Annotated in this window: 23 protein-coding genes and 1 tRNA gene; 15 read left to right on the top strand and 9 right to left on the bottom strand. The window is 65.2% G+C overall.

Translation table 11 applies throughout. The features are described from left to right. The first annotated feature begins 24 nt into the window (after positions 1-24). From IQ16_RS30055 to IQ16_RS30020, 8 genes are all read left to right on the top strand, one after another. Entirely contained in the window at positions 25-684 is a 660-nt protein-coding gene (locus IQ16_RS30055; protein WP_018646413.1) for a Rossmann-fold NAD(P)-binding domain-containing protein, read from the top strand. Between the two features lie 81 nt (positions 685-765). Further along, entirely contained in the window at positions 766-1,215 is a 450-nt protein-coding gene (locus IQ16_RS30050) for a DUF2948 family protein (protein ID WP_026312525.1), read from the top strand. Between the two features lie 279 nt (positions 1,216-1,494). Beyond that, complete coding sequence (gene hisD, locus IQ16_RS30045; protein WP_018646415.1) at positions 1,495-2,790, top strand: histidinol dehydrogenase; 1,296 nt, start codon at positions 1,495-1,497, stop codon at positions 2,788-2,790. After that, complete coding sequence (locus IQ16_RS30040) at positions 2,787-3,284, top strand: UPF0262 family protein (RefSeq protein ID WP_018646416.1); 498 nt, start codon at positions 2,787-2,789, stop codon at positions 3,282-3,284. Before hisD ends, IQ16_RS30040 begins: the two co-directional genes overlap by 4 nt. Positions 3,285-3,290: 6 nt before the next feature. After that, positions 3,291-3,758: an arsenate-mycothiol transferase ArsC gene (locus IQ16_RS30035; RefSeq protein WP_018646417.1), complete on the top strand. Its 468-nt coding sequence runs from the start codon at positions 3,291-3,293 to the stop codon at positions 3,756-3,758. Positions 3,759-3,912: 154 nt separating this feature from the next. Continuing rightward, on the top strand, positions 3,913-4,542 hold the full coding sequence (locus IQ16_RS30030) for a Maf-like protein (RefSeq protein ID WP_018646418.1): 630 nt from the start codon (positions 3,913-3,915) through the stop codon (positions 4,540-4,542). Between the two features lie 154 nt (positions 4,543-4,696). Further along, entirely contained in the window at positions 4,697-4,879 is a 183-nt protein-coding gene (gene yacG, locus IQ16_RS30025; RefSeq protein WP_018646419.1) for a DNA gyrase inhibitor YacG, read from the top strand. A 185-nt stretch (positions 4,880-5,064) separates the two neighbouring features. Then, positions 5,065-5,140 (top strand) — tRNA-Phe (locus IQ16_RS30020). A 99-nt stretch (positions 5,141-5,239) separates the two neighbouring features. Here IQ16_RS30020 and IQ16_RS30015 read toward each other — a convergent pair. Next, on the bottom strand, positions 5,240-7,729 hold the full coding sequence (locus IQ16_RS30015; protein ID WP_244635901.1) for a bifunctional diguanylate cyclase/phosphodiesterase: 2,490 nt from the start codon (positions 7,727-7,729) through the stop codon (positions 5,240-5,242). Positions 7,730-8,118: 389 nt separating this feature from the next. Here IQ16_RS30015 and IQ16_RS30010 point away from each other — a divergent pair, with 389 nt between their 5' ends. Continuing rightward, positions 8,119-8,922, top strand: a complete 804-nt coding sequence (locus IQ16_RS30010; protein WP_018646421.1) for a substrate-binding domain-containing protein — start codon at positions 8,119-8,121, stop codon at positions 8,920-8,922. Positions 8,923-8,969: 47 nt separating this feature from the next. Here IQ16_RS30010 and IQ16_RS30005 read toward each other — a convergent pair whose 3' ends face one another. Both IQ16_RS30005 and IQ16_RS30000 read right to left on the bottom strand, forming a co-directional pair. Further along, positions 8,970-9,980, bottom strand: a complete 1,011-nt coding sequence (locus IQ16_RS30005; protein WP_018646422.1) for a 2Fe-2S iron-sulfur cluster-binding protein — start codon at positions 9,978-9,980, stop codon at positions 8,970-8,972. A gap of 54 nt (positions 9,981-10,034) precedes the next feature. Then, positions 10,035-11,777 carry an ethylbenzene dehydrogenase-related protein gene (locus IQ16_RS30000; protein ID WP_018646423.1) on the bottom strand — a complete coding sequence of 581 codons (1,743 nt, stop codon included), beginning with the start codon at positions 11,775-11,777 and terminating at the stop codon, positions 10,035-10,037. A gap of 559 nt (positions 11,778-12,336) precedes the next feature. Between IQ16_RS30000 and IQ16_RS29995 the strand changes: the two genes are divergently transcribed. From IQ16_RS29995 to IQ16_RS29985, 3 genes are all read left to right on the top strand, one after another. Continuing rightward, positions 12,337-12,582, top strand: a complete 246-nt coding sequence (locus IQ16_RS29995; RefSeq protein WP_026312526.1) for a hypothetical protein — start codon at positions 12,337-12,339, stop codon at positions 12,580-12,582. Positions 12,583-12,743: 161 nt separating this feature from the next. Continuing rightward, positions 12,744-14,063: an aminotransferase class V-fold PLP-dependent enzyme gene (locus IQ16_RS29990; RefSeq protein ID WP_026312527.1), complete on the top strand. Its 1,320-nt coding sequence runs from the start codon at positions 12,744-12,746 to the stop codon at positions 14,061-14,063. A 140-nt stretch (positions 14,064-14,203) separates the two neighbouring features. Continuing rightward, positions 14,204-14,707 carry a hypothetical protein gene (locus IQ16_RS29985; RefSeq protein WP_026312528.1) on the top strand — a complete coding sequence of 168 codons (504 nt, stop codon included), beginning with the start codon at positions 14,204-14,206 and terminating at the stop codon, positions 14,705-14,707. 174 nt (positions 14,708-14,881) lie between these two features. Here the strand turns inward: IQ16_RS29985 and IQ16_RS29980 are convergent, their stop codons facing one another. Then, complete coding sequence (locus tag IQ16_RS29980; protein WP_145831906.1) at positions 14,882-17,002, bottom strand: hybrid sensor histidine kinase/response regulator; 2,121 nt, start codon at positions 17,000-17,002, stop codon at positions 14,882-14,884. 136 nt (positions 17,003-17,138) lie between these two features. Here IQ16_RS29980 and IQ16_RS29975 point away from each other — a divergent pair, with 136 nt between their 5' ends. From IQ16_RS29975 to IQ16_RS29965, 3 genes are read left to right on the top strand one after another with little or no spacing between them, the layout of a single operon-like run. After that, positions 17,139-17,810: an FABP family protein gene (locus IQ16_RS29975; protein ID WP_020608052.1), complete on the top strand. Its 672-nt coding sequence runs from the start codon at positions 17,139-17,141 to the stop codon at positions 17,808-17,810. Positions 17,811-17,829: 19 nt separating this feature from the next. Further along, complete coding sequence (locus tag IQ16_RS29970) at positions 17,830-18,540, top strand: RibD family protein (protein WP_018646427.1); 711 nt, start codon at positions 17,830-17,832, stop codon at positions 18,538-18,540. 9 nt (positions 18,541-18,549) lie between these two features. Further along, positions 18,550-19,821: a flavin monoamine oxidase family protein gene (locus tag IQ16_RS29965; RefSeq protein WP_018646428.1), complete on the top strand. Its 1,272-nt coding sequence runs from the start codon at positions 18,550-18,552 to the stop codon at positions 19,819-19,821. Between the two features lie 48 nt (positions 19,822-19,869). Here IQ16_RS29965 and IQ16_RS29960 read toward each other — a convergent pair whose 3' ends face one another. The 5 genes from IQ16_RS29960 to IQ16_RS29940 form a co-directional block, all read right to left on the bottom strand. Continuing rightward, on the bottom strand, positions 19,870-20,172 hold the full coding sequence (locus IQ16_RS29960) for a hypothetical protein (protein ID WP_018646429.1): 303 nt from the start codon (positions 20,170-20,172) through the stop codon (positions 19,870-19,872). A gap of 163 nt (positions 20,173-20,335) precedes the next feature. Next, positions 20,336-20,905: a cysteine hydrolase family protein gene (locus IQ16_RS29955; RefSeq protein ID WP_018646430.1), complete on the bottom strand. Its 570-nt coding sequence runs from the start codon at positions 20,903-20,905 to the stop codon at positions 20,336-20,338. Between the two features lie 172 nt (positions 20,906-21,077). Then, positions 21,078-21,425: a DUF3088 domain-containing protein gene (locus IQ16_RS29950; RefSeq protein WP_018646431.1), complete on the bottom strand. Its 348-nt coding sequence runs from the start codon at positions 21,423-21,425 to the stop codon at positions 21,078-21,080. A 21-nt stretch (positions 21,426-21,446) separates the two neighbouring features. Continuing rightward, entirely contained in the window at positions 21,447-23,303 is a 1,857-nt protein-coding gene (locus IQ16_RS29945; protein WP_018646432.1) for a sensor histidine kinase, read from the bottom strand. A 144-nt stretch (positions 23,304-23,447) separates the two neighbouring features. Beyond that, positions 23,448-24,038 (bottom strand): hypothetical protein, encoded by a 591-nt coding sequence (locus tag IQ16_RS29940; RefSeq protein WP_018646433.1) that lies wholly within the window; start codon positions 24,036-24,038, stop codon positions 23,448-23,450. Between the last annotated feature and the right edge of the window lie 47 nt (positions 24,039-24,085).

Raw genomic sequence — 24,085 nt, 5'->3', positions numbered from 1 at the left:
CCGCGACATCCTTGGGGACGCCCGATGCGCGTGATCATCTTCGGTGCGACCGGCATGGTCGGGCAGGGCGTCTTGCGCGAGTGCCTGATCGATCCCGGCATCAGTCGCGTGCTCGTGGTCGGCCGCAGCCCGACCGGCGTGCGCGACGCCAAGTTCGCCGAGATCATCCACGATGACTTCCTGAATTATTCAGCGATCGAAGCCGAGCTCACAGGCTTCGACGCCTGCTTTTTCTGCCTCGGCGTCTCCTCGATCGGCATGAGCGAGGAGCGCTATCGCCACCTCACCTACGACCTCACGCTCGCGGCGGCGACGACGCTGGCACGGCTCAATCCGCAGATGATCTTTACTTACGTCACCGGCGCCGGCACCGATTCCACCGAGCAGGGGACGCGGATGTGGGCCCGGGTCAAGGGCAAGACCGAGAACGATCTCCTCAAGCTGCCGTTCAAGGGCGCCTACATGTTCCGGCCCGGCGCAATTCAGCCGCTGCACGGCGTCCGTTCCAAGACCGCCTGGGTGCAGGCCGTGTATACCGCAACCTGGCCGCTCTGGTTGGTGCTGCGCCGGATTTCGCCCAGGCTCGTCACCTCGACGGAGCAGATGGGCCGCGCCATGATCCATGTTGCCCGGGAAGGGTATCCGCGGAAGGTGCTGGAAATGGAGGATATCAATAGCATCTAGCCGGCCGGCCCGTTAGTTGTGAGGAAATTTCGGCGCCTGCGCGCGTTGAGCCCCGTCCGCCCTGAAGGAGAAGCGCCGGCGATGTCTCCCCAGCTCAAAATGATTGCGCTCGATGCCGACGATCTCGCTGTGATCTCGGCCCATGTCCAGGACGCCCGCGTGCAGGCCTCGGACATCATCTGGCGGCAGGGCGAGAAGCGCCTGGTGGTCGGCATGAGCCGGCTGGACTGGGAGCAGACCCTGGACGGCGAGACCGAGCCGCGCCGGCTGGTCGCCGCGCTCCGCTTCGACCGCGTGCTCGCCTGCAAATCGCGCAATATCGATTTGGGCGCGCTGGACAAGGTTCTGGACCTCGTCGGCATCGAGTTTCACCCCCAGGACGGCCGCGCCGAGGAGCCCGGCGGCAGCGCCCTCCTGCTGTTCGCCCAGGGCGGCGCCATCCGCCTCGACGTCGAATGCCTGGAATGCGAGCTGACGGATCTGGGTGCGGACGACCTGGGGACGGGCGTGGAGGTCGAAGGGGAGGGGTGAGGGATGGAATGTCGTACGCCACCCCGGCCGTCGTCCTGGCGAAAGCCAGGACCCATTACCCCAACTTGTTGTAATTGAAGCAGGATGTGGCCCCAACCCACTCTCTCACGACCGCCGGTGGTAATGGGTCCTGGCTTTCGCCAGGACGACATCGAAGCAGGATGACGACCGATGACGACGACACCTTCCAAGGGTTGACGGCGGGGGGCCGCCGCGCCATTGAGCAGGGGGCCTTGTGACGCCAATCCGCCCCAAAGACCAGCCGGAAGCCAAGCCAAAATGCCCGTCCGTCTCGACCGCAGCAGCGCCGATTTTGACCAGCGATTCGCGGCCTTCCTCGCCGCCAAGCGCGAGGTTTCGGCCGACGTGGAGGCCGCCGCGCGCTCCATCGTCGACGATGTGGCGAGGCGCGGCGACGCGGCGCTGCTCGAGGCCACCGCCAAGTTCGATCGGCTGAAGCTGGATGCATCCGGTCTGCGCGTCACCGCTGCCGAGATCGATGCTGCGGTGAAGATTTGCGATGCCCCGACGCTGGACGCGCTCAAGCTCGCGCGCGACCGCATCGAGACCTACCATCGCCGCCAGCTGCCGAAGGACGAGCGCTTCACCGATCCGCTCGGCGTCGAGCTCGGCTGGCGCTACACCGCGATCGAATCCGCCGGCCTCTACGTCCCCGGCGGCACCGCGGCCTATCCGTCGTCGGTGCTGATGAATGCGGTGCCTGCAAAGGTCGCCGGCGTCTCGCGTCTCGTGATGGTGGTGCCTTCGCCCGACGGCAAGCTCAATCCGCTGGTGCTGGCGGCAGCCCAACTCGGCGGCGTCACCGAGATCTACCGCGTCGGCGGCGCGCAGGCCGTGGCCGCGCTCGCGCACGGCACCGCGACGATCGCGCCGGTCGCAAAAATCGTCGGCCCCGGCAATGCCTATGTCGCCGCCGCAAAACGGCTGGTGTTCGGCAAGGTCGGCATCGACATGATCGCCGGTCCCTCCGAGGTGCTGGTGATTGCCGACGACACCGGCAATGCCGACTGGATCGCCGCCGACCTCCTGGCGCAGGCCGAGCACGATGCCAGCGCGCAATCGATCCTGATCACCGATTCGGCGCGGCTTGCGGCCGATGTCGAAAAGGCCGTCGAGGCGCAGCTGAAGACGCTGCCGCGCGCGGCGATCGCGGGCAGCTCGTGGGCCGATTTCGGCGCCATCATCATGGTGAAGAACCTCACTGAGGCCATTCCGCTCGCGGATGCGATCGCGGCCGAGCATCTCGAGATCATGACCGTTGATCCCGACGCGCTCGCCGCAAGGATCCGCAACGCAGGCGCGGTGTTTCTCGGGGCCCATACGCCCGAGGCGATCGGCGATTATGTCGGCGGCTCCAACCACGTGCTGCCGACGGCGCGCTCGGCGCGATTCTCCTCGGGCCTCGGGGTTGCCGACTTCATGAAGCGCACCTCGATCCTGAAATGCGGCCCGGATCAGCTCCGCGCGCTGGGACCGGCCGCGATGACGCTCGGCAAGGCGGAGGGGCTGGATGCTCATTCGCGCTCGATTGGATTGCGCCTCAATCTGTCATGACAAAGCCGCCCGAACAGGACGACTCCAGCAATCGCATCGTCGCGGTCACCCTCGACGAGGACTCGATCGGCCGTTCCGGGCCGGACATCGAGCACGAGCGTGCGATCGCGATCTACGATCTGATCGAGCAGAACCTGTTCGCGCCCGATGGCGCCGACGGGAAGGGGCCGTTCACGCTGCATATCGGCATCACCGGCAACCGCCTGATGTTCGACATCCGCAGCGAGGATGGCACGCCCGTGGTCGCGCATCTCTTGTCGCTGACGCCGTTCCGGCGGATCGTGAAGGACTATTTCATGATCTGCGACAGCTACTACCAGGCGATCCGCACCGCGACGCCGGACAAGATCGAGGCTATCGACATGGGCCGCCGCGGCATCCATGACGAGGGATCGCGCACGCTGCAGGAGCGGCTGAAGGGCAAGGTGCGGATCGATTTCGAGACCTCGCGCCGGCTGTTCACGCTCATTACCGTCCTTCATTGGAAAGGCTAAACGCGGATGGCTGCGCCCCCACGCGCACGCGATCCGCAATCGGTGCTGTTCGCCTGTGCGATGAACAGCGTGCGCTCTCCGATGGCCGAGAGCCTGCTGCAGCACATGTTTCCGCAAGGCCTCTACGTGAAGTCCGCCGGGGCGAGGAAGGGCGAGCTCGATCCCTTCGCGGTCGCCGTGATGGGCGAGCTCGGTCAGGACATCTCTGGCCACAAGCCGCAGACCTTCGAGGAGCTGGAGGACTGGGAGGGGCTGAATTTCGACCTGATCATCACGCTGTCGCCGGAGGCGCACCACAAGGCGCTGGAGCTGACCCGCACGCTCGCCGCCGATGTCGAATACTGGCCGACCCAGGATCCCACCACCATCGAGGGCAGCCGCGACCAGAAGCTCGCCGCCTACCGCGAGGTCTGCGACCAGCTCCTGCTGCGCATCCGCCGCCGGTTTGCCAAGGTCGGCGCGGCGAGCGGCTAGCATCCGGCAGGCGTAACACCCGCGTCACAGGGCGCAGGCACACCGTGTCGGAAACCTCGAATCAGCAAAGTCCGGGTTCCCGGGTTGTGAAATCAGCCCCCTTCCGATAGGTTCCGCGCGCAATTCACCCCTGCCTCATCCCCCAAATCACCTGATGCTCGGCCGCCCCAAATTCGTACTTGCCTCCGGTTCGCCGCGACGCCTGTCGCTGCTCAACCAGGCCGGCATCGAGCCGGACGCACTCCGGCCGGCCGACGTCGACGAGACGCCGCGGCGGGGCGAGCTGCCGCGCGCCTGCGCCAATCGGCTCGCGCGCGCCAAGGCCGATGCGGCGCTCAAATCGGTGCAGCTCGACGACGAGCTGCGCGGCTCCTTCATCCTCTCCGCCGATACCGTGGTGGCGGTCGGCCGCCGCATCCTGCCCAAGGCCAATCTCGTCGATGAGGCCGCGCAATGCCTGCGGCTGCTGTCGGGCCGCAACCATCGCGTCTACACCGCGATTTGCCTCGTCACCCCGCGCGAGGCCTTCCGTCAGCGCCTGGTCGAGACCCGCGTCCGCTTCAAGCGCCTCTCGGAGGACGACATCCAGGCCTATATCGGCTCCGGCGAATGGCGCGGCAAAGCCGGCGGCTACGCCGTGCAGGGCATCGCCGGCTCCTTCGTGGTCAAGATGGTCGGCTCCTACTCCAACGTGGTCGGCCTGCCGCTCTACGAGACCACGACGCTGCTGGGCGGCGAAGGCTTCCCGATCCGCTTCGGCTGGCTCAACTCCACCGCGGTCTGAGTGCCAGGCCGCGCCGACAAAAACATCGAAAACAACCCCATGCACAGTAGAATGGCCCGGCCGGGTCCGAGCGGCGGCGCATGCGCCGCTGCGCCAGGAACCCGTTCGCCGACAGGCGTTTGAACTGCCTCACCCCGTGTAAGCTGCGCACCTCATGGACGACCAGGTCAACAAGCCCGCCGGGCCGCTCAAAACCTGCCCGATCTGCGGCAAGCCGCAGGCGCAGGCCACCCGCCCGTTCTGCTCCTCGCGCTGCCGCGACGTCGATCTGAACCGTTGGCTGAAAGGCTCCTACGTCATCCCCGGCCGCGACGACGAGGTGGATGATGTTGAATAGCCAAATGATTTCAATAATTTAAAAGAATGGCCAATGCGCCGCGCGCCAGCCGCGGCCAGCCCGCCCCACCTTGTGCACAGCCGGGCCGCGCCCCGCGAAGCCAAAGGCGAAGCGTGGGTGGACAGGCAGCTCTCGGCCCACTATAAACCGCCCGCTCGATGGGCTTTGGCCCCTCTTTGGAGCACGCCCAGGTAGCTCAGTTGGTAGAGCATGCGACTGAAAATCGCAGTGTCGGTGGTTCGATTCCGCCCCTGGGCACCATCCCCCCACCATTCCGTATAAAACCGCGAGCCGTTGCAGAGCTCCCGCAGGCCTATTCGGTCCCCGATCGGCATCCGCGGCGGTGTCGTTGCCAACGCCTCAGCGGATAGCGGCCTGCCGCTCCGCTCCGTGTCGCCTGGGCGCCACTTCGACCGCCGACGCCAAAAGGGTCGGCTGGAGCAGGACCGTGAACTCTTCGAGCGATACCGGCGGAGAGAAAATATAACCTTGCGCCATGGTCGCGCCGTTTTCGGCCGCGAACCGAAGGTCTTCGGCCGTTTCGATGCCTTCTACGACCGTTTCGAACCCCAATTCGTCCGCAAGTCCGAGCGCCAGGCGAAGGATCGTCTGCTTCTCGCGGTCTTCCGCGACACCCGCGACGAGCGTGCGATCGAGCTTCACGGCGTCGAAGGGGAGCCTCGCCATCGTCGAAAGATTCGAATAGCCGGCTCCGAAATCGTCCATTGCGAAGCGTATGCCCAATTGCCTGAGCAGGCTTATTCTCTCGCGCACGACATCAGGATTGCGCATCGCGACCGACTCTGTGACCTCGATCTCGAGGTGTGACGGCGGGAAGTCGGCCTTGCGAACGGTCGTGACGATATCCTTGATGAACAGCGGGTCCTCGATTTCCGTCGCCGCGACGTTTACGGCGAGCACGAGGTTTGAGCCGGCCCGGATCAAGCCCCCGATTTCGGCAAGCGCGCGCCTGAGCACAAAGCGGTCGATCTCCATGATGAGGCCGATCTCTTCCGCGATCTTGATGAAGCGCTGAGGAGGAATGTTGCCCTCCTTCGGATGATGCCAGCGCGCCAGCGCCTCCACCCCGACGATGCGGCCATCCAAGCAGGACACCTTGGGCTGGTAATGGACGATGAGCTCTTCATTGCGGATCGCCAAGGCGAGATCGGTTTCGAGCGCATGCCGGGCACGCGCGACCTCTGCGAGATCCGGGGTGAAGAACGCGTGGGTATTGCGTCCCGAGCTCTTCGCGACGTACATCGCAAGGTCGGCGCGGATCAGAAGATCGTCATAGGTCGTGCCGTGGGTGGGCCAGATCGCAACGCCGATGCTGACGCCGATGGTCGCATGGTTGCTCTGGAGCTTGAACGAAACCTGCAGCGTCTCGATCATCTCGCGGGCACAGAGGCTCGCGGCCTCGACCGTCTTCACCCCGGCGATGATGGCGACGAACTCGTCGCCCCCGACCCGGGCGAGCAGACTTTTGCCGGCAGCGACCTTGGACGTCAGCAAATTGCTCAAGCGCTCGGCCACCATCTTGAGCAGCTCGTCGCCAGCCTTGTGCCCGAAAGTGTCGTTGATGGATTTGAAGCCATCGAGGTCGAGGAAGAACAGCGCTCCATCTTCTTCGGCGTCGATGAGCGCCGGCGCATCGAGGCGCATCTTCTCCCGATTGGGAATGCGGCTCACCGTATCGTAGAAAGCGAGCTGACGAATTCTTCGCGTGCTGGCCCGCAAATGCGTCAGCATTCGCTCGAATGCGAGGCCGAGGCCGCGAACCTCGCCGATGCCCGTTGCGCGGAACGGAACGTCGAGATTGCCTCCCGCGATTTCCTGGGCGGTCTTGGCGAGCGCCGAAAGTCCTTTCGTGAAGTGCCTTACGGCGACCAATAGCGCGACGACCAAGGCACCGAGCGCCAGCGCCGCGGATGCCAGGAACTGCCACATCAGCGAACGGGTATGGGCGGCGCCGATCTGGAACATCTGATCGCGTGTCGTCGTCACGAGCGATGCGCTCGCGAACGTACACACCTTGAGCGTCGCCTCATATTCGACACAGCGCGCGACGTAGTTGCCGTCATCCGAGCGCTGCAGCCCGCCCAAACGCGTCCTGGCGCTGCTGAATTTCACCCCTTCAGGCCCCGCGGAAGACACGATCTCGTTGTCTCCCGTGATGATGACCACGCCGGCATTAGCCAGCGAAGTGAAGTTCTCGAGAGTCCCCTCCGTCCGCCCGAGCGGTCGGATGGCGACAAGCGCGCCGATGAGGTCGCCGAAGTCGTCGAACACGGGCTCGATTGCGGTGTGCGCTATAGTGCGGCGCTTCGGCAGGCCAAGCGCCGACAATTCACCCAATTTGAGCTCATAGGTGCCTTCCTCACCCCGCGGGTGCGAGCGGCTATTGTGCTTGAGGATCGACCTGAGATTGACAGAGAGGTCGGTCCCCTCGATCGCCCCGTTCAGAGCGAGGAGGTCGAGGGGCGTGTTGGCACCGATCACGCGGCCGGTTTCGTCGAAGGCGATCAGCCTTTCGAAGCCGGAGGTCGAAGCAACGATGCTGAGCAGCTCGCGGATCGTCACATCGTTGTTCGAGGCGACCGCCTTGGCGACATCGGCGCGCTGAGCGATCTGACGCAGGCGCGATGCGGTTTCCGCGCCGAGGACCTCGATTCGCGCGCGCGCCAACTGCGCCTCGCCGTCGAGGCGATGAGCGAGCTGGTCTTCTGAGAGTTCACCCAGTGCCGCAGCCTGCTGGCTCAATTGCTGCTGCAGGCGTAGCGCCGTCAAGCCGCCGATGAGGCCGAGTCCGAGCACGCCGGTCGCGAGCACGACGGCAACAAGGCGCATGGCGATAGACGAGGGGAAACCTGGAACCCCGGACGCAACGGCCCGACGACGCCAGCGGGGCGGCGCCTTCGATGCCTTCGCCATATCGGTGTCAGTCGCCACCACTGCCAGCACCCTGAACTTGCGGGGACCGATCAAATGTCGCTCACTGAGGCCCCCACTGACGTGTCTTCCAGGCGCCGAATTTAGGCGAGTGAAACCCACTAAATCGTCTATTTCTCGTCTATTTGTGCCTAGTTAATTACCAACTGGTTTTTCGAACCCATCAGATTGTGTGCTTTCACTTTCTGTTCGCCACGCCGATGATTCCAAAAGGCACGACGTTGCGACAACAGAAGGTTTAGGTTTCTTTGCCAGATTGTGCACCTCGTGGTTCGAAGGGGTCTGCAATGGCATTTTCGAGGATAATGGCAGCCCTTTTGGGCCTTTGCCTTGCGGTGGTGAACGCCGCTGGCGCCGAAACACGCAAGCTCGACATCGTCGGGACCGGAGACGGCATCGATGTCCTGCGGGCCATCGCCGCGAGCTTCATGCAGCAGGAAGGATCGGCACAGGTTGAGGTCCCGCCGAGCATCGGTTCTGGCGGAGGCATCGCGGCCGTGGGGTCCGGTAAGGCGATCTTAGGGCGCGTCGCACGCCGCCTGACCGACGCCGAAGCGGCTTCCGGGATCGTCTACAAGGCGATCGCCCGTCTCCCCTCAGCTTTCATCGTCCATCCCGGCTGCGGAGTGAGTGCCGTCACAAGCGCTCAGCTCGTTGCGATCTATTCGGGCCGCCTTGCGAACTGGAAGGAGCTGGGTGGCGCCGATATGCGCATCCGCGTCGTGCGGCGCGAGGACCAGGACAGCACTCTCACCGTGCTACGGGCCAGCATGCCCGGCTGGCATGATCTCGAGATCACCGAGAAATCGAAGATAGCAACGACCACACAGGAAGCGATCGAGACGGTTCGCGAAGTTCAAGGCGCGATCGGCTTCGGTCCTTTCTCGCGGCCGTTGGAACAGGGGCTCACGGTGCTTCGCGTGGACGGCCACTACCCGACGGACTCGGATTATCCCTCGAGCGTGGTGCTGGCGCTGATCTATTTGAAGACGTTGCAGGATCCGGACGCCCTGGCCTTTCTACGCTTTGCCGATGCGCAGAAGGCAGCCGACGTCATCACCAGCCTCGGTAGTCTGCCCGTCAAGCCGTGAAGCGCCGGGGCTCGGCGGCCGTCGGCGCTGCTGAACTCGGCATCGGCTCACAGACCGGGGCGGTGAGGTTGCTCCCGGCTTCGCCATAGACGGGTGACTTTGTCCATCAGCGATGGGGCTTGAGAGCTCGGCAGGAAAGGATCGGCGTAGCATTGCGCATTGGCCGAGTGCGCCTTGTTCTTCACGATCTCGACGAGGCCAACGGGGCCGGCGACGTAGACCGTATCCTCCAGCCCAAGCAGGGGCAGGTAGTGCGATGGGCGCCCGGGCCTGATCGGCAGGGTAGACCCGACCTCCGTCGTCGCAATGACGTCGCGGACACCGTCGTCGATCAGCCACTGCAACGAGGGAAGCATATAGAGATTATCGACATCCCGGCTGCCGGCGACGACCGCCATCTCGCGGTTGCGCTGGGTCGAGCGCGCCGAGCGGGCGAGCGCCCAGATCGGGGCCCAGCCTGCTCCGCCGGCGACCAGCACCAGCGGCCCCTCGCCCTGTCGCAGATAGGCTTGTCCGAAGGGGCCTTGCACATGCGCCGCATGGCCCAGCCTGATGGCTTTGCCGAGCTGCCCCGACACGGTGCCGTCGGGCAGGCAGCGGATGTGGAAGACGAGTTCGACTTGCTTGAAGGAACCATCGAGCCTGAAGGTCGGGCTGAACTCGCGCGCAGGATAGCCGGAAAACTTGACGCGCACGTATTGTCCGGGCCGAAACTCGAGCGGCGCTGAGGTCGTCAGCACGACTTCGGCGATCTCCGACGAGAGCTGGTTGATCTCGGTGACGGCGCCCGCCCGCTTCACCGGTAGCGGCAATTCTTCGAATTCGATCTCGGCATCGCCTGCGACCGCCGCCTGGCAGGCGAGCACAGTGCGGCCATGGCCCGAGCCGCCGTCATCGATCGAGCCCGAAACGACCGTCACCCGGCAGCTCTGACATTGTCCCGACCTGCAGTCGTGTGGAACGAGTATCGCGCCGCCGAGCGCCGCATCGATCAGGCTTTCGCCGGCGCGGGCTTCGACGGGCTTGCCGTTGATGACGAGCCGACAATGCCTCTTCATCGCGAGGCCTCTAGCAGTAGCCTCCGGTCGAGCCCGTCGCCCCTCATCAGATGCCTATTTCTCCGACACCACACGCACCGGACGGTTATGGCTCGCATGCCGCGTCTGTGTATGGTCGAAGACGGCGACCCACATGTAGAGATCCCGGCCCGGCACGAAGGCTTTGTCATATCTGCCATCGCTTTTCATGTTGCGCGTCAGCTCGAGCGTCCAATGTCCGTTGCTCCATTTTGAAACTCCGGCGACATTGGCTCGTTCTCCTTCGGTGTCGCCAGCAATAATCACGCCGGGCAGGATCGTGCCCACGGGAATCCTCGCGTCGGCCTCCGGCGTGTAGGGTTCGCTCTCCCAGTCGAACATGTACCAGCGGCCGTTCTCGTCGTCGTTGCTGTCGGGATCAAGATCGAATTTGCCGAGGGCTGCGACTTGCGCCTTCAAGTCCTTGGGAAGCCGCAGAACCGTGACTGGCCCTTTGTCGTCCCGGTGGATGAACTTGAAATTATACGAATAAAGAGAGCGGCCAGGCTTATTCCAATAGCCGCCCTGATAGCGGGCATTGTAATTCTGCTCGTCCAGGGTCGGGGCGTAGGGCGGGCCGATATATTGGCTGTCGACGCGCCCGAGCATGCCCCCGCGCGAGGCCTTCCACTGCCACATGTCTATGTAGCTGCCATCCGTCGTGAAGTGGAAGCCCCGGCCGTTGATCGGCATCGGTTTGCCGGGCAGCGGGTTGGCGCCGAGATCCGTCGCGCCGGCGCCGCCTAGCGATGGATTGTCCGAGAAAATGACCGCCAGCTTATCCTCATAGAAGTCGGAGGCGTCTTGCAGGCCCGCACGCTCGTCGAGGGCGTGCCAGCCATCCTCTTGCTTGATGATCGGAACGCGGCGGAGGGAGCGCGTGGGATCCTCCCAGCGGAAGGCAAAATAGATCTTCTGCCCGTCGTGCAGGGCGCGCACCTCCACGAGCGATTCGCCCGATCCGGAGAGATTCGCTCCTTGTTGCGTGTGGATGAAGACGGGGGTCGCGCGCGACCAGGCGGGATCGCCCATGGCGCCGTCGAGCTTGGGCGCGGCGCTCACCCGCGCGATGACGAGCGTATCGCGCGTCGCCCAGTCGAGCCCGGCGACGCCGCACGTGACGGCCACCCCGATTGCAGCGGCGACGAGAACAGGTCTCGGCCGCACGGCCTTCGTGATCGCGAGCGCCGTCGGCCGAAACACCCGGAAAATCTGCTGCCAGCCGCCATGGAGATAATGCGCGGCGACATGCGCGAAGATATAGGCGAGCCCGACGAAGGCGGCGGTCGAGTGGAGATAAGCCCACCAGCCGCCATAGCCGAGATACATCATGACGCCCGTCGCCGTGAGGAAGATCACGAGCGCATAGACGAACCAGTGCAGGATGACGTTGACGGCGCCCCATTTGAGGCGCGCCGGGGCGCGCATCGCCAGGATCCGCGTCTTCTTGGGGCTGTTGCGCTCGACCAGGCCGCTGCGCGCGAGGTAGGCGACGTAGGCCGCCCCGCAGAAGAAGACGGCGAGCCCCGCGAGGAAATGCCAGGAAAAGATCTCGCCCTGCGGCAGGACCGGAGCGAGCCATTTCGAGAAGGGGGCGTGCAGCGCGTCCGCTGCGATGCGTATGCCGGTAACGAGGCTTACGACGAACGCGAGCGCGGTCGCCCAATGGAGAATGATCGTCCCGACATCGGTGCGTGGCGGGCTTTCTCGGGTCTTTGTCTGAGCGAGGCGTTTCTCGGTCAAGGCATCGGCGTTCGTTCGAGCGGCGACATCGTTCATTGCACAAAGTTTGCCTACGGTAAACCAGCAGTTGCGCCAGAAGGCTGCGAAGCATTGGGGGATTCGGCGAGATGGGCGTGGTCGCCGAAGAAGCCAAGGCGGCCGGCAACGATCATTATCCCAATCAATGCGGTCGGCCACAACGAGCCGCCCTCGGGGCCTACGCCAGTCTCGAAGTCTGGTCTCTAATCCTGCTTAGCTCTGGTGCTGGGCAGCTCAGAGCGCTGCCGTTGCGCGGGTCGCCGTTGGGAAGACGTCGGTCGCCGATGCTCCCGCGCAACTTGAATTTATATAGTAATTTCAATTATATACGAATTCTTGATTTTGTTCTGACTGGCGCACAGCCTGTTCGCTGAATCTCCCCAATCCTTAGTGAAGCCGAACGACGGCCGCGAGCTCCGCCCCGCTTGCGCGTTCACCGGTCCATTCTGACGGCCGGACCATCGCGCAGCTCGCTCCTGAACCAGATCTCGCCCCGCCCATTCCTGGCACTCCGCTTGCTCAGTCAGGACCAATCCAGGCCCCAGCAGAGGTGGCCGTTTCAGGTTGAGGCAAAGTGATGCAGGAAGTGTCCCGTTCTGGTGCTGGTGAACTCCAGCTCGATGCGTTGATCGCCGATTTGTGGTGGCGTGTTCGGCTCCTGAACACCGACATTCTCGAGGAAGAAGCGAGAACCGGGGTGTTCGACGCGAATCAGCCGACCTATCCGCTGCTCGCGGCCAATCTTCGCGCGCGACGCGACAATCTGGTGTCGACGATCGGCGTGCTCGAGCAGCGTGCGAAATCAATGTCGGAAGCGGCTTGAGCGTGGTCTTCGGCTGAGGGCCGCGATCCGCGGCCCTCATTCCCGCAACCGCCCGCGCGATGCACGCACATTCCCTGTGCGCGGTCGCCGGCATCATCGGATTGTCATCGCCCGGTCAATGAATGCTGCTCCTTTCGCCGCGCTTCGCGGAGAGAGTGGACATGCATCCGATCAAGACAATTTTTTCCGACCGCCGGTCGATCCTGAAGGGCCTCGCGGCCGCAGCCGTCGCGCCGCTGGCGGCGCCGGCGCTTGCCGCCGAGGGCCTTCCGCCGCAGCCGACCGGACCTGCGGCCGCAATCGCCACCGACAAGGCCTATTGGACGGCCGTGAAGGGGCTCTATTCCGTGACGCCTGACGTCGTCAATCTGGAGAACGGCTTCTGGGGCATCATGGCCGAGCCGGTGAGGCGCGAGTTCATCCGCCTGTCCGACATGGTCAACTATCAGAACACCTATTATGCGCGGCAGCGCGCGGGCGCGGATTTCGAGGCCGTGCGGGCCAAGGTGGCGGCGGCGCTTGGAGCTGCGCCGGAGGAGATCGCGCTCACTCGCGGTGCGACCGAAGCGCTGCAGCTGCTCATCAGCGGCTACAACAGGCTGAAGCCCGGCGACAGCGTGCTCTACGCCGACCTCGACTATGATTCGATGCAGTACGCCATGAACGCGCTGAAGGCGCGCCGCGGCGTCGACGTGGTCAAGTTCGATGTGCCGGAGCCGGCCACCCGTCAGGGCGTGCTCGACGCCTATGCCCGCGCGCTCGAGGCCAATCCGAAGACCAGGCTTCTGCTCCTCACCCACGTTAGTCACCGCACCGGCCTCATCATGCCGGTCGCCGAGATCGCGCGCATGGCCAAGGCGAAGGGTATCGACGTCATCCTCGATGCCGCTCATTCCTGGGGACAGATGGACTTCAGGGTGGGCGAGCTCGAGGTCGATTTCGTCGGCTTCAACCTGCACAAATGGATCGGCGCCCCGGTCGGCGTCGGCTTCCTCTACATCAAGAAGGACCGCCTCGCCGCCATCGACCGCGACCTCGGCGACGAGGACTTCCCGGAAACCGACATCCGCTCGCGCGTGCACACCGGCACGGTCAATTTTGCGACGGTGCTGACGGTGCCCACGGCGGTCGAGCTCCATCAGCAGATCGGCGCTGCGGCGAAGCAGGCGCGGCTGCGCTATCTGCGCGACTACTGGGTCAGTCGCAGCAGGGGCTTCAAGGACCTCGAGATCCTGACGCCGGACGAGGCCGGCCTCTATGGCGCGATCACGTCCTTCCGCCTCGCCGGCAAGACGAGCAAGGCCGACAACGACGCCATCGTGGCGAAGCTCAGGGACACGCATAAGGTCCTGACGGTTCGCCGGGCGGGCGTCGCCAAGGGCCAATGCATCCGCGTAACGCCGGCGCTCTACACCGATGAGGCTGATCTCGACCGCTTCGTCGAGGCGCTTGCGGCCATCACGGGGTCGAAGACCGGCTGAAGCGGCGCGGGCGATTCAGCCAGCTGCGGTATTTTTCACGTCAGGTTGCATAGTTATTCCATGCAACGTCAATTGACGCGTAGTATCCTTCCGTGCGCGGGGATGGAATTGGCCGTCCCCGCCTCTGGAAGGACATGGCCATGACGCTGTCGTCACGCTTCATTGCGGGGCCCGCTCTCGCCGTCTCTTCGATCGGACTGCTGTTGTGCGCTCTTGGCGGCACGGCAATGTCTCAACCGACACCTGCGGACACCCAGATTCCCGGCGTCACGGTCGATGCGCCGAAGCACGCTGTGCGGCCACACCGACCGGCACACGCTGTGACAGCGCGCCGTTCCGCCTTCCGCACCTCGTCAGTGATTTCGACGGCATCGGCTGCCCCGATGTCGGATGCCGTCAAGCTTGCCAAGCTCGAGCGCGAGACGGGCAGTTGCGTCGGCGGTTGCCAATCGAGCTTCAAGACGGCCGACAAGCCCTGGGTCGGCTGCAACGCCTCGGGCGGTGTGTACTCAGCCACGTGCCGTAACGTCGGCAACTACAAGAGTTACGACGAGTGCAAGGAGGCCGGACGCGTCACCGGCTGGCGATCAGGCGAGACCTCGGCGTATTGCAGCAGCGTAGCGTTGGCGACCGGCTGGCGTTGAAATAATTTGCGGCTGCAGTTGATGGGGCCAGTGTCCACTCAAGTAGCCCGGATGAGCGAAGCGACATCCGGGTCTTGTCCAGGTCTTGTCGGCTACCGTTCCCGCATATCGCTTCGCTCATGCGGGCTACGAGCTGGCTCATGCTCTCCAATGGCACTGGTCGCGCTTCGCGGCCTACTGCGCCACCTTGGTGAGGTTTGCCAGGCTCGCCGCCAGCTCGTCGCTCCGGAAGGGCTTTGTCAGCCGCGACAAATCCGGCGCGATGCCTTCGTTGTTGGCGTAGCCTGAGACGACGAGGATCTGGAGCTCGGGATATTGGCTGCGCAGCGCGCGGCCGAGATCCGTTCCACTCATGCCCGGCATGAGATGGTCGGTGACGAGCAGGTTCGGCCGTAGGCCCTCCCTGACGCGTTGAAGGGCGTCTTCCGCCGAGGTCGCCTCGACGACCCTGTAGCCGAGCTCGCTCAGCATCTCGGCGGTGCTCATGCGCACCAGCGGTTCGTCGTCCACCAGCAGCGCCGTGCCGGCGGGAAGCGGCTGCAGTTTCGGCTGAGGGACGCTGTCGATCGCGCCCGCGGTCACCTGACTCACCGGCAGCCATAACTCCACGGTCGTCCCGGCCCCCACGGCACTCCTGATCGTGAGCGCGCCGCCGAGCTGGGACGCAAGGCCGTGGACCATCGAAAGCCCGAGACCGGTGCCTTGTCCGACGCCCTTGGTCGAGAAGAACGGCTCGACCGCGTGCGCCAGTGTGTCCTCGTCCATGCCGATGCCGGTATCGGCGACCGCGATGCAGACATAGGTTCCCGGCGTCAGCCCCGATGTGTGTGCGCGCTCAACCGTGCGGGCCTTGGCCGAGATGCGCAACTTGCCGCCGTCAGGCATGGCGTCCCGCGCATTCACGCTGAGGTTCAGGATCGCCATCTCGACCTGATTGGGATCGGCCATCGCCTCGGGAAGCCCTTCCGGCGCGTCCACCGTCACCTGGATCTGCGGTCCGGTCGTGCTCGAGATCAGGTCGCCCATCTCGGCGACGAGCCGGCCGATATCGACCGGCACGGCCTGCAGCGGTTGCCGGCGCGCAAAGGCGAGGAGACGCTGCACCAGCGTCTTGGCGCGCTCGGCCGCCTGCGCTGCGCCGGCGATCAGGCGGTGCTCGCGCTCGCTGCCGATGCCCCTGCGCTGGAACCTATCGAGCAGGCCGACGATCGGTGTGAGAAGATTGTTGAAGTCATGCGCGACGCCGCCGGTGAGCTGGCCCATGGCCTCCATCTTCTGGGCCTGGCGCAGCGCCTCCTCCGCCTGTGCCAGACGCGCCTGCTCCTCCAGGCGATCGGTCACGTCCGTCCCGGTCAGGAACGCACCGATCCGCGTGCCATCCGGCGCGCGCAGCGCCTCGAACCTCATCTCGTAGACGCGGCGGTCGAAGCGGGGATCGCCGAATTCCTCGATCGTGGTGAAGGCTTCGCCGCCCAGCGCGCGGCTCCAGATCGCAATGGCCGCAGCAAGATGCTCCGGCCGGTCGGCGAGGAATTCGTGCAGGGAATCGCCGACCCTCGGCCGCTTGCCGTAGATGCGCTGATAGGCATCGGCGCAGGACGCGTTGATGGCGAGCCAGCGGTAATCGAGATCGAGCGCCTGAATCTGCCCGTCGGTGGTTTCCACGATCGTGGCAAGCAGGTGCCGCTCGGCGGTGCGTTCGGCCACGCGCTGTTCGAGCGTGCCATTGAGCTCCCTGTAGCGCGCTTCGCTGGCCCGCAGCTGGGTCTCGCCGAGAACACGCTCGGTGGTCTCGGAGACGATGCAGAGGACGCCGCCGACCGAGCCATCGTCATCCGGTATGGCCGAATAGGACACGTCCCAGTAACTCGTCTCGCCGTAACCGTGACGCTCGACGTAGAAGGGGCGGTCCTTTGCGGCGAACGTTGTCCGCGTTCGGCGGACGCCGGCCAGCAGCGGTTCGAGATCGTCCCACAGCTCCCCCCAATTCTCGATCGCCGGGCGGCCGAGGGCGCGGGGATGATTGGCGCCGATGCCCGGCGCATAGGCATCATTGTAGAGCGCGACAAAATCGGGCCCCCAGAACAGAACGATCTGGGCTTGCGCCGCCAGCAGCATGCCGACCGTCGTCTTGAGGGCCTGTGACCGATGATTGGGGGGGCCGAGCGGCGAGTCCGACCAGTCGAGGGCGCGCATCATCGCGCCCAGCTCGCCGCCATCGGCGAGGAAGCGTGCATCAGTTGACTGCCGAGCGGCTTTCTCAGACAGCACCGAACTCCTCGCGACGCGTGACATGGGCATCCTTGCCCAACCGAGCCCGGATTTCGAAGACTCGACGGCCGACAACGTCCGGCACGGCTTCTGGTTCCGTCCCAGTAGTTTTGCGCTGGCCTTGTGCTATTGCTGCCTCCCGCAACGACGCGAGGTTCCCATGCTCCCCATTCCCGCCGACATCTTCACCGAGCCCGAGGACGTCTCGCCCGACGCCCTCGCCAATCTCGGCCCGCTTCGCCGTCTTGCCGGCACGTGGCAGGCGGACAAGGGCATCGACATCAATCCGAAGGCGGACGGGCCGGAGCGGCGGACCTTCATCGAGCGTATCAGGATGGACCCGATCGATCCGCAGGCGAACGGCCCGCAGCTGTTCTATGGCTTGCGCTATCACATCCACATCAACACGCCGGAAGAAGACATCACCTTCCACGACCAGGTCGGCTACTGGCTGTGGGAGCCCGCGACCGGGCTGATCATGCAGACGCTGGCGATCCCGCGCGGGCAGGTGCTGCTGGCCTCGGGCAAGGCCGCGCCTGATGACCGCAAGATCTCCGTCACCGCCAAGCGCGGCGATACCGCTTACGGGATCTGCTCGACCGACTTCCTGGAACAGGCCTTCCGCACGGATTCCTATCGCTGCGACATCACCTTCAACGACGATGGAAGCTGGACCTATCTGATCCAGACCGAGTTGTTCGTCCGCGGCGCGCCGTTCAATCATCACGACACCAACACGCTCCAGCTCATAGCGCCGCCAAAGCTCAATCCGCTCGCGGTGATCGTCAACGATCGCGCCAAAGCCGACGGCGGCGGCGGAACGGCGGCGTGAGCGTCATCCGGAGATTTGCATGAAGCCGTATGTGATTTGCCTGATGCATTCGAGCCTGGACGGCCGCACGCATCCCAGCCGCTGGCGTCCGAAGGGTGCGGGCACGGACTGGTTCGAGAAGATCCATGAGGAGCTCGGCGGCGATGCCTGGGTGATCGGCCGCGTCACCGGCTCCGAGTTCGCCAAGGGCAAGCCCTATCCCGCGATGTCGGGCGCGGCCTTTCCGCGTCAGAACTGGTTAGCGCGGCGCGACGCTAAAACCTACGGCGTCGTGCTCGACGCGCAGGGCAAGATCGGCTGGGGCCGCTCCGACATCGGCGGCGATCCGATCGTGGTGGTGCTGACCGAGAGCGTGCCGGATTCGCATCTTGCCGGGCTGCGCGGCGAGGGCGTGTCCTACATCTTCGCCGGCAAGTCCGAGATCGACCTGGCGCTGGCGCTCGACATCCTCAACCGCGAACTCGGTGTAAAGCGGCTGCTGGTGGAGGGCGGCGGCGTCGCCAACGGCGCCTTCCTGCGCGCCGGTCTGATCGACGAATTCAATCTGATCCTCAGTCCCGCGATCGACGGCGCCAAGGGGGCACCGTTCGTGTTCGACTCGACGGAAGCGGATAGCGACAAGCGCGCGCCGCTCGCCGCGATGACGCTGGAGAGCGTGCGCGAGCTCGGCGGCGGCGTCCTGCTGCTGCGCTATCTGATCAAGAACGATCCGCAAGGCGTGGCCGGGTAAAGCGCCGCCATGCCGGAGACGTCGGAGCACATTGTCATCGTCGGCGCCGGTGCGGCCGGGCTGATGGCGGCGCGCGCGCTCGTGCGCGCCGGCAAGAGGGTGACCATCCTCGAAGCACGCGAGCGCTGCGGCGGTCGCATTCATCCGCTGCCGGCATCGGAGTTCGGCTATCCCGCCGATGGCGGCGCCGAATTCATCCATGGCGAGGCGCCGGTCACGCGCGCTTTGCTGCGCGAGGCGGGGCTATCGCTTCGGGAGATCGCAGGCACGCAATGGAGCTTTGACGGCACAGGGCTCTCGCGCGAGGATCGGCACGATCCGCATGAGGCGGAGCTGCAAGCCGTGCTCGGGGCGTTGAAGGACGATCTCACCGTCGCCGATTTCCTGCGGCGGTACTTTGCCGGACCAAAATACGAGCGGCTGCGCCATTCCATCGAGCGCATGGTCGAAGGTTACGATGCGGCCGATCCGGCGCGCGCCTCCATCCTGGCGCTGCGCGAGGAATGGATGGACGGCGGGCATCACGCCCAGGCGCGCATCGTCGGCGGCTATGGCGCACTGATCGAATTCCTGGCGGCCGAGTGCCGTGGGCATGGCGCCGCGATCCGCTTCGGCTGCGTGGTGTCGGCCGTCGAAGAGGCGGGCGGCGCGCTTGTCGTCCGTTGCGCCAATGGCGAGGTGCACGGCTGCGATCGCGTGATCGTCACCGTTCCGCTGCCGTTGTTGCGGGACATCGCTCTGCCCGCGGCTGCGCGGACGAAGGCCGCTGCCGCCGACGACATCGGCTTCGGCAGCGTGATCAAGATCCTGCTGCGCTTCGCGCGGCCGTGGTGGCGCGAGCGCAAGCCGGAGCTCGCCGATATGACCTTCCTGTTGTCGGAGCAGGCCATCCCGGTGTGGTGGACGCGCTATCCGGACGAGCGTGCCGTGCTCACCGGCTGGTTCGGCGGCCCGCGGACGGCGCAGCTGTCGCATCTCGATTCGCAAGGATTGGTCGACAAGGGACTGGACTCGCTCGCCGCGATCTTCAGCCTGCCCCGCGAGGACGTCGCGCGCGAGCTCGTCGCGGCGGCGGCGACCAACTGGACGCATGACCCTTTCGCCCGCGGCGCCTATTCCTGGGCGACGCCGCGCACGCGCGATGCGCAGGCGATCCTCGCGCGCGCCGATGGTGCCGTGCTGTTCTCGGGCGAAGCGCTCTATCGCGGCCGCGACATGGGCACGGTCGAGGCCGCGCTGGCGAGCGGGCTGGCGACGGCGGAGATGATGTTGCGCGGATGAAAAAGGCCCGCGCATGCGCGGGCCTTTCGTTCGTCCGTGCCGGCCAGTTTACCAGCGGCTGCCGCCAAAGCCGAACGTGACGCTGGGGCCGCCGCCGTAATAGCCGTACGGTCCGCCACCATAATAGCCTTGGTGCCGCGGGTAATAGCCGTAGTTCCGGTAGTGCGGACGATAATAGCCATGATTGTGATGGCGCCAGTGATGATGGCGGTGGCCATGATGGTGCCGATGCTGCGCGCTGATGTCGGTCGGCGCGTTCTGCTTCGCGCTCGTGCTGTTGGCCGCGTTCGCCGCCGATCCGCCGGCCAGCGCCGCAGCGCCGATGGCCATCACGGCAATGAGATACTTCATGTCGTCACTCCAGTTGAATGTCGTGTGACAACACATGGGTGCTGGCCGCGTTCCGGCCAGTGCGGGCGTCGAAACGACGCAGCGCGCGATGTCTGACTGGTAATGATGATCGCGCGTCGTGAGATTTATTGTCGCATCATCCGCGTTGATCGCATTGTTGCCATCACTTCGCCGCGAATGATGCGACGACCTCGTCCGTCGTGACGATGCGCGCGAATTCGCCGTTGAGATTCGACAGCGTCATCGCGTGGATCTCCTCGGCGGAATGCGCGTCACCATCGGGCCCGATCCGCTCGAACGTCCAGGTCGCATCGCGCACCAGACGCGCATCGAAGTCGAGATTGCCGGCCATCCGCGTCGTCGTCTCGACGCAATGATTGGTGGTGGCGCCGCAGATCACGAGCGTGGTGATGCCAGCCTCGCGCAGGCGCGTTTCGAGATCCGTGCCGATGAAGGCGCTGTTGACACGCTTGACGATGACGGGCTCGCCGTCCTGCTCGCGCGCCTCGTCCTTGACGGCATAACCGGAGCGCGACGGCAGAAACGACGAATTCGGCTTCGTGCCCTCGTGGCGGATGTGGAAGATCGGCGCGCGGTTCGTCCTGAACGCTGCGAGCAGTTCGGCGATGCGCGCCACGGCCTCGGGGTTGTTGCGCCGCTTGCCGGCAGCCTCCCATTCGTCGAACGCACGCTGGACGTCGACCACGATGAGGGCGGGGAGGGGCGTGGGCATGGTGGGGCGGGCTCGGTTGGCTTGTTGCGCCGACTATGCGCAGCGATCGACAGGACGCAATGCCAATCTTCCCTCGTTTCGCGACGTATCCTGTAGCCCGGATGAGCGAAGCGATATCCGGGACGACTGCTCCCGCATGTCGCTGCCCTCATGCGGGCTACGGGACCATTTCCTACGGATGCGGATCGGGAAAGCCGTGCCGCTCTGAGAGCGCGGCGAGGATCGCGTCCCTGTCGGCGATGAAAGCGCGGCCCTGATGGCTGCCGGTCTGGTGCCGCGATGTCGCGCCATCGGCGAGCACGAGCAGCGGCAGCGACTGGTTCTGTTCGCCGACCAATTCGATCGCGGCCTGCCGCGGCCGTGGCCAGGCGATGCGCTCGACGTCGAGCTTTTCGGCCAGTGCCGGAAACGAGGCGAGCACGCCCTCCATCAGTGCGCAATGCCAGCAATAGAAGCGTTGGCCCGGATAGGCCGGGTCCTCGAAGCCGGGGCGCAGCAGGAACAGGCGGTCGCGCGTCATGGGTCGCTCCGAGGTTGATCGCTACTGCGGCGCTGCCAGCGGCAGGCTGACGTGAAAGACGGCGCCCCCTGACGGGGCATTTTCAGCCCAGATGCGGCCGCCATGCGCCTCGACGATGGTATGCGCGATCGAGAGGCCTATGCCCATGCCCTGCGCCTTGGTCGTGAAGAACGGCTTGAAGATCTCGCTCACTTTCTCCGCGAGGATGCCGTGACCGGCGTCGGCAATGGAGACAAGGGCCAAGTTGCCCTCAGTGAGACTGGTTCGTCCGACCACGCGGCGCCGCTCGTCCGGGAGATGGGCCACAGCCTCCATGCCGTTCATGACGATGTTCAGGATGGCCTGCTGGAGCTGCACCTTGTCGCCTTTCACGCGGATGTCCGCGGGCGACGGCTGTGACAGGAGCTCGACATCGTGGGTCAGGGCCTGCACGGAGAGGAATCGAAACACCTCGCCGACGGTGGCATTGAGGTCAAGCTCGCGCCGTTCGGTCGGGTCTCGTTTCAGAAACGAGCGCAGCCGGCCGATGACTTCGGCGGCCCGCTGATCGTCACGGCGGATGTGGTCCAATATGTCCCTGACTTCGCCGAGGTCGGGCGCCGGCTTCCGTAATATCTGCTGGGCCGTCTCGGCATTGATCATAATGGCGGCGAGCGGCTGGTTCAGCTCGTGTGCGAGCGAGACGGACATCTCCCCCGCGGTGGCGCGACGGTTCATGTGGGCGAGCTCCGACATGCGCTGGCGCGCCTCGACCTCGGCCACGAAGCGCAAGCGCCGCTCGCGCAGCAGAATGGTGATCATCAGCGCCTGCACCAGCACCACGCCCGCGATGATGATGGAGTGCCAGTAATACTGCGCCCAGAAGCTCGGTTCGCGGAAACGTACCTCGCTGCCGGGGGGCAGATTGACCTCGTCCACATTCCAGCGCTTCAACTGCCGCCAGTCGAAGATCGGCTTCACGTTGTTGCCGCTGAACGGAACGATGCTCGACGGCGCTTCGCCGTCGAGCATCCGCATCGCCACCTCGCCGGCTTCCCGTCCGATGATCTCGGGCAGCAGCAGGAAGCCGCCCACGCCCGAGCGCCCGAGGAACGTATCTGATGTGATGATGATCGGGCGGTTCGCACTCTCGGCGACGCGTGCGAGTGCCGAGGCGGGGGAATAATAGGTGCCTTCGCCGTCGGAATACATCGCCGAGGTCAGGATCGCAGAGCGTGCGGGCAGGGAGGCGACGTGGCTGCGGACCTCACGCAGTACCGCGCCGGACAGATCGGTGACTTCGAGATCGGGCATCTCGGCCGCGAAGTCCTGTTTCCAATGCCCGTAGGTTAGTGGATTCTTCCAGGCCTCGCCCACGAGGACGACATGGGTCAGGTCGGGAACGATGGCGCGCGCTGCGGTCAAGAGCTGTGCTGGTCTCACCCTTGCGAAGACGGCTGTCGTGTTGGGCAGGAATAGCGCGCGCGTCTCGGGCAGATCGGGCACGAAGCCGTAAACGACGGGCGCGGCGGGCCAGATGTCCTGCTTGCGCGCTTGAAGGAATTTCGCCGATGTCACGCCGATCGAAACGATGACGTCGATCGGCCGCTGCGCATATTTGGTCTTGAGATGACCGACCAGACTCTCTTCGTAGCCCGGTCCCGGGAAGCGGGCGAGATCGAGGCTTTCGCCGTAGATCACCGTGTGACCCCTGCCGTTCTGCTTCGCGGCGGCGCGGATACCGGCAAAGATCTCGGAATAGAAGGGCGAGCGAAAATCGGCTTCTTCCAGCACCAGGATCGAACGCTGCCGTGGGCCGTCGGCTGCGATGCATTCACGCGACAGGCTTGCGAGCAGGCAGACGATCAGGATGCGCACGAGCCCGGTGATCACAAGCATTGCTGGACTCTCGGCCCCCCGGCTCCAGTTGCAATCGGGCCTCCTCGATGAGGACGCGCGCGCGAGCATACCCGCCTGGTCCGGAGTTTCAAATGGAAGGATGCACGCCCGCTTCGCTGCCGGGCAGGGCGGGACGAAGTGCCGCTACTTGAACGGGTCCTGGATCGACGGCGACGATTGCCGGATGCGGCGCACACTCACCGGCGTACCGTCGGAGACGAACAGCAGTTCATATCGGCGGCCTTCGCTGTCGGTCGCCGAGCAGGTCACGTCGTTCACCTTCTTGGCAGCGAAGTTACCGGTCTGGCGGCAAATGCCGGTGGAGGCCTGTTCGGCAGGTACCGGCAGTCCGTCGACCCTGGGCCGGTCCTTGGAGTTGAGCAGCATGCGGTCGATCGGCAGCTCGTAGGAATTATCGTCAGCGCGCTTGCCGTTCTCGCCGGAGAACGACACGACGTGGTTTTCGTCGCTGGGGTCGTCGACGGCGACCGCGAAATTGACCCGGCCCGTGTCGCCATGGGCGTAGGCGACCGTCTTGCAGGCGAAGGTGCGGCCCGCGACCTTCAGCGTCTTGCACTGGCCGGACATCAGCGCCAGCAGGTCGATCAGGGCGTTCTGCTGCGCCGGCGGATTGTTGACCGCAATGGGCTTGGAATCTTCGGCGAAACAAGGGCTTGCCGAAGCTGCAAGGGAGGCGACGAGGGTTGCTGCGAGGACCGGTCGGCAGAGGCGCATCGTCAGGCTCGTATGCCAAGGGACGCTGGAGGGACGCTGGAGGTCCG

The sequence above is a fragment of the Bradyrhizobium huanghuaihaiense genome (assembly GCF_007830635.1).
GTDB lineage: Bacteria > Pseudomonadota > Alphaproteobacteria > Rhizobiales > Xanthobacteraceae > Bradyrhizobium > Bradyrhizobium huanghuaihaiense.
This window is presented reverse-complemented; position numbering and strand designations above follow the sequence as displayed.

Excerpts from the sequence above, each read along its gene's own strand:
- IQ16_RS30055 (WP_018646413.1), top strand. The coding sequence starts at position 25 with ATGCGCGTGATCATCTTCGGTGCGACCGGCATGGTCGGGCAGGGCGTC.
- IQ16_RS30050 (WP_026312525.1), top strand. The coding sequence starts at position 766 with ATGTCTCCCCAGCTCAAAATGATTGCGCTCGATGCCGACGATCTCGCT.
- hisD (WP_018646415.1), top strand. The coding sequence starts at position 1,495 with ATGCCCGTCCGTCTCGACCGCAGCAGCGCCGATTTTGACCAGCGATTC.
- IQ16_RS30040 (WP_018646416.1), top strand. The coding sequence starts at position 2,787 with ATGACAAAGCCGCCCGAACAGGACGACTCCAGCAATCGCATCGTCGCG.
- IQ16_RS30035 (WP_018646417.1), top strand. The coding sequence starts at position 3,291 with ATGGCTGCGCCCCCACGCGCACGCGATCCGCAATCGGTGCTGTTCGCC.
- IQ16_RS30030 (WP_018646418.1), top strand. The coding sequence starts at position 3,913 with ATGCTCGGCCGCCCCAAATTCGTACTTGCCTCCGGTTCGCCGCGACGC.
- yacG (WP_018646419.1), top strand. The coding sequence starts at position 4,697 with ATGGACGACCAGGTCAACAAGCCCGCCGGGCCGCTCAAAACCTGCCCG.
- IQ16_RS30015 (WP_244635901.1), bottom strand. The coding sequence starts at position 7,729 with ATGCGCCTTGTTGCCGTCGTGCTCGCGACCGGCGTGCTCGGACTCGGC.
- IQ16_RS30010 (WP_018646421.1), top strand. The coding sequence starts at position 8,119 with ATGGCATTTTCGAGGATAATGGCAGCCCTTTTGGGCCTTTGCCTTGCG.
- IQ16_RS30005 (WP_018646422.1), bottom strand. The coding sequence starts at position 9,980 with ATGAAGAGGCATTGTCGGCTCGTCATCAACGGCAAGCCCGTCGAAGCC.
- IQ16_RS30000 (WP_018646423.1), bottom strand. The coding sequence starts at position 11,777 with ATGAACGATGTCGCCGCTCGAACGAACGCCGATGCCTTGACCGAGAAA.
- IQ16_RS29995 (WP_026312526.1), top strand. The coding sequence starts at position 12,337 with ATGCAGGAAGTGTCCCGTTCTGGTGCTGGTGAACTCCAGCTCGATGCG.
- IQ16_RS29990 (WP_026312527.1), top strand. The coding sequence starts at position 12,744 with ATGCATCCGATCAAGACAATTTTTTCCGACCGCCGGTCGATCCTGAAG.
- IQ16_RS29985 (WP_026312528.1), top strand. The coding sequence starts at position 14,204 with ATGACGCTGTCGTCACGCTTCATTGCGGGGCCCGCTCTCGCCGTCTCT.
- IQ16_RS29980 (WP_145831906.1), bottom strand. The coding sequence starts at position 17,002 with ATGTCACGCGTCGCGAGGAGTTCGGTGCTGTCTGAGAAAGCCGCTCGG.
- IQ16_RS29975 (WP_020608052.1), top strand. The coding sequence starts at position 17,139 with ATGCTCCCCATTCCCGCCGACATCTTCACCGAGCCCGAGGACGTCTCG.
- IQ16_RS29970 (WP_018646427.1), top strand. The coding sequence starts at position 17,830 with ATGAAGCCGTATGTGATTTGCCTGATGCATTCGAGCCTGGACGGCCGC.
- IQ16_RS29965 (WP_018646428.1), top strand. The coding sequence starts at position 18,550 with ATGCCGGAGACGTCGGAGCACATTGTCATCGTCGGCGCCGGTGCGGCC.
- IQ16_RS29960 (WP_018646429.1), bottom strand. The coding sequence starts at position 20,172 with ATGAAGTATCTCATTGCCGTGATGGCCATCGGCGCTGCGGCGCTGGCC.
- IQ16_RS29955 (WP_018646430.1), bottom strand. The coding sequence starts at position 20,905 with ATGCCCACGCCCCTCCCCGCCCTCATCGTGGTCGACGTCCAGCGTGCG.
- IQ16_RS29950 (WP_018646431.1), bottom strand. The coding sequence starts at position 21,425 with ATGACGCGCGACCGCCTGTTCCTGCTGCGCCCCGGCTTCGAGGACCCG.
- IQ16_RS29945 (WP_018646432.1), bottom strand. The coding sequence starts at position 23,303 with ATGCTTGTGATCACCGGGCTCGTGCGCATCCTGATCGTCTGCCTGCTC.
- IQ16_RS29940 (WP_018646433.1), bottom strand. The coding sequence starts at position 24,038 with ATGCGCCTCTGCCGACCGGTCCTCGCAGCAACCCTCGTCGCCTCCCTT.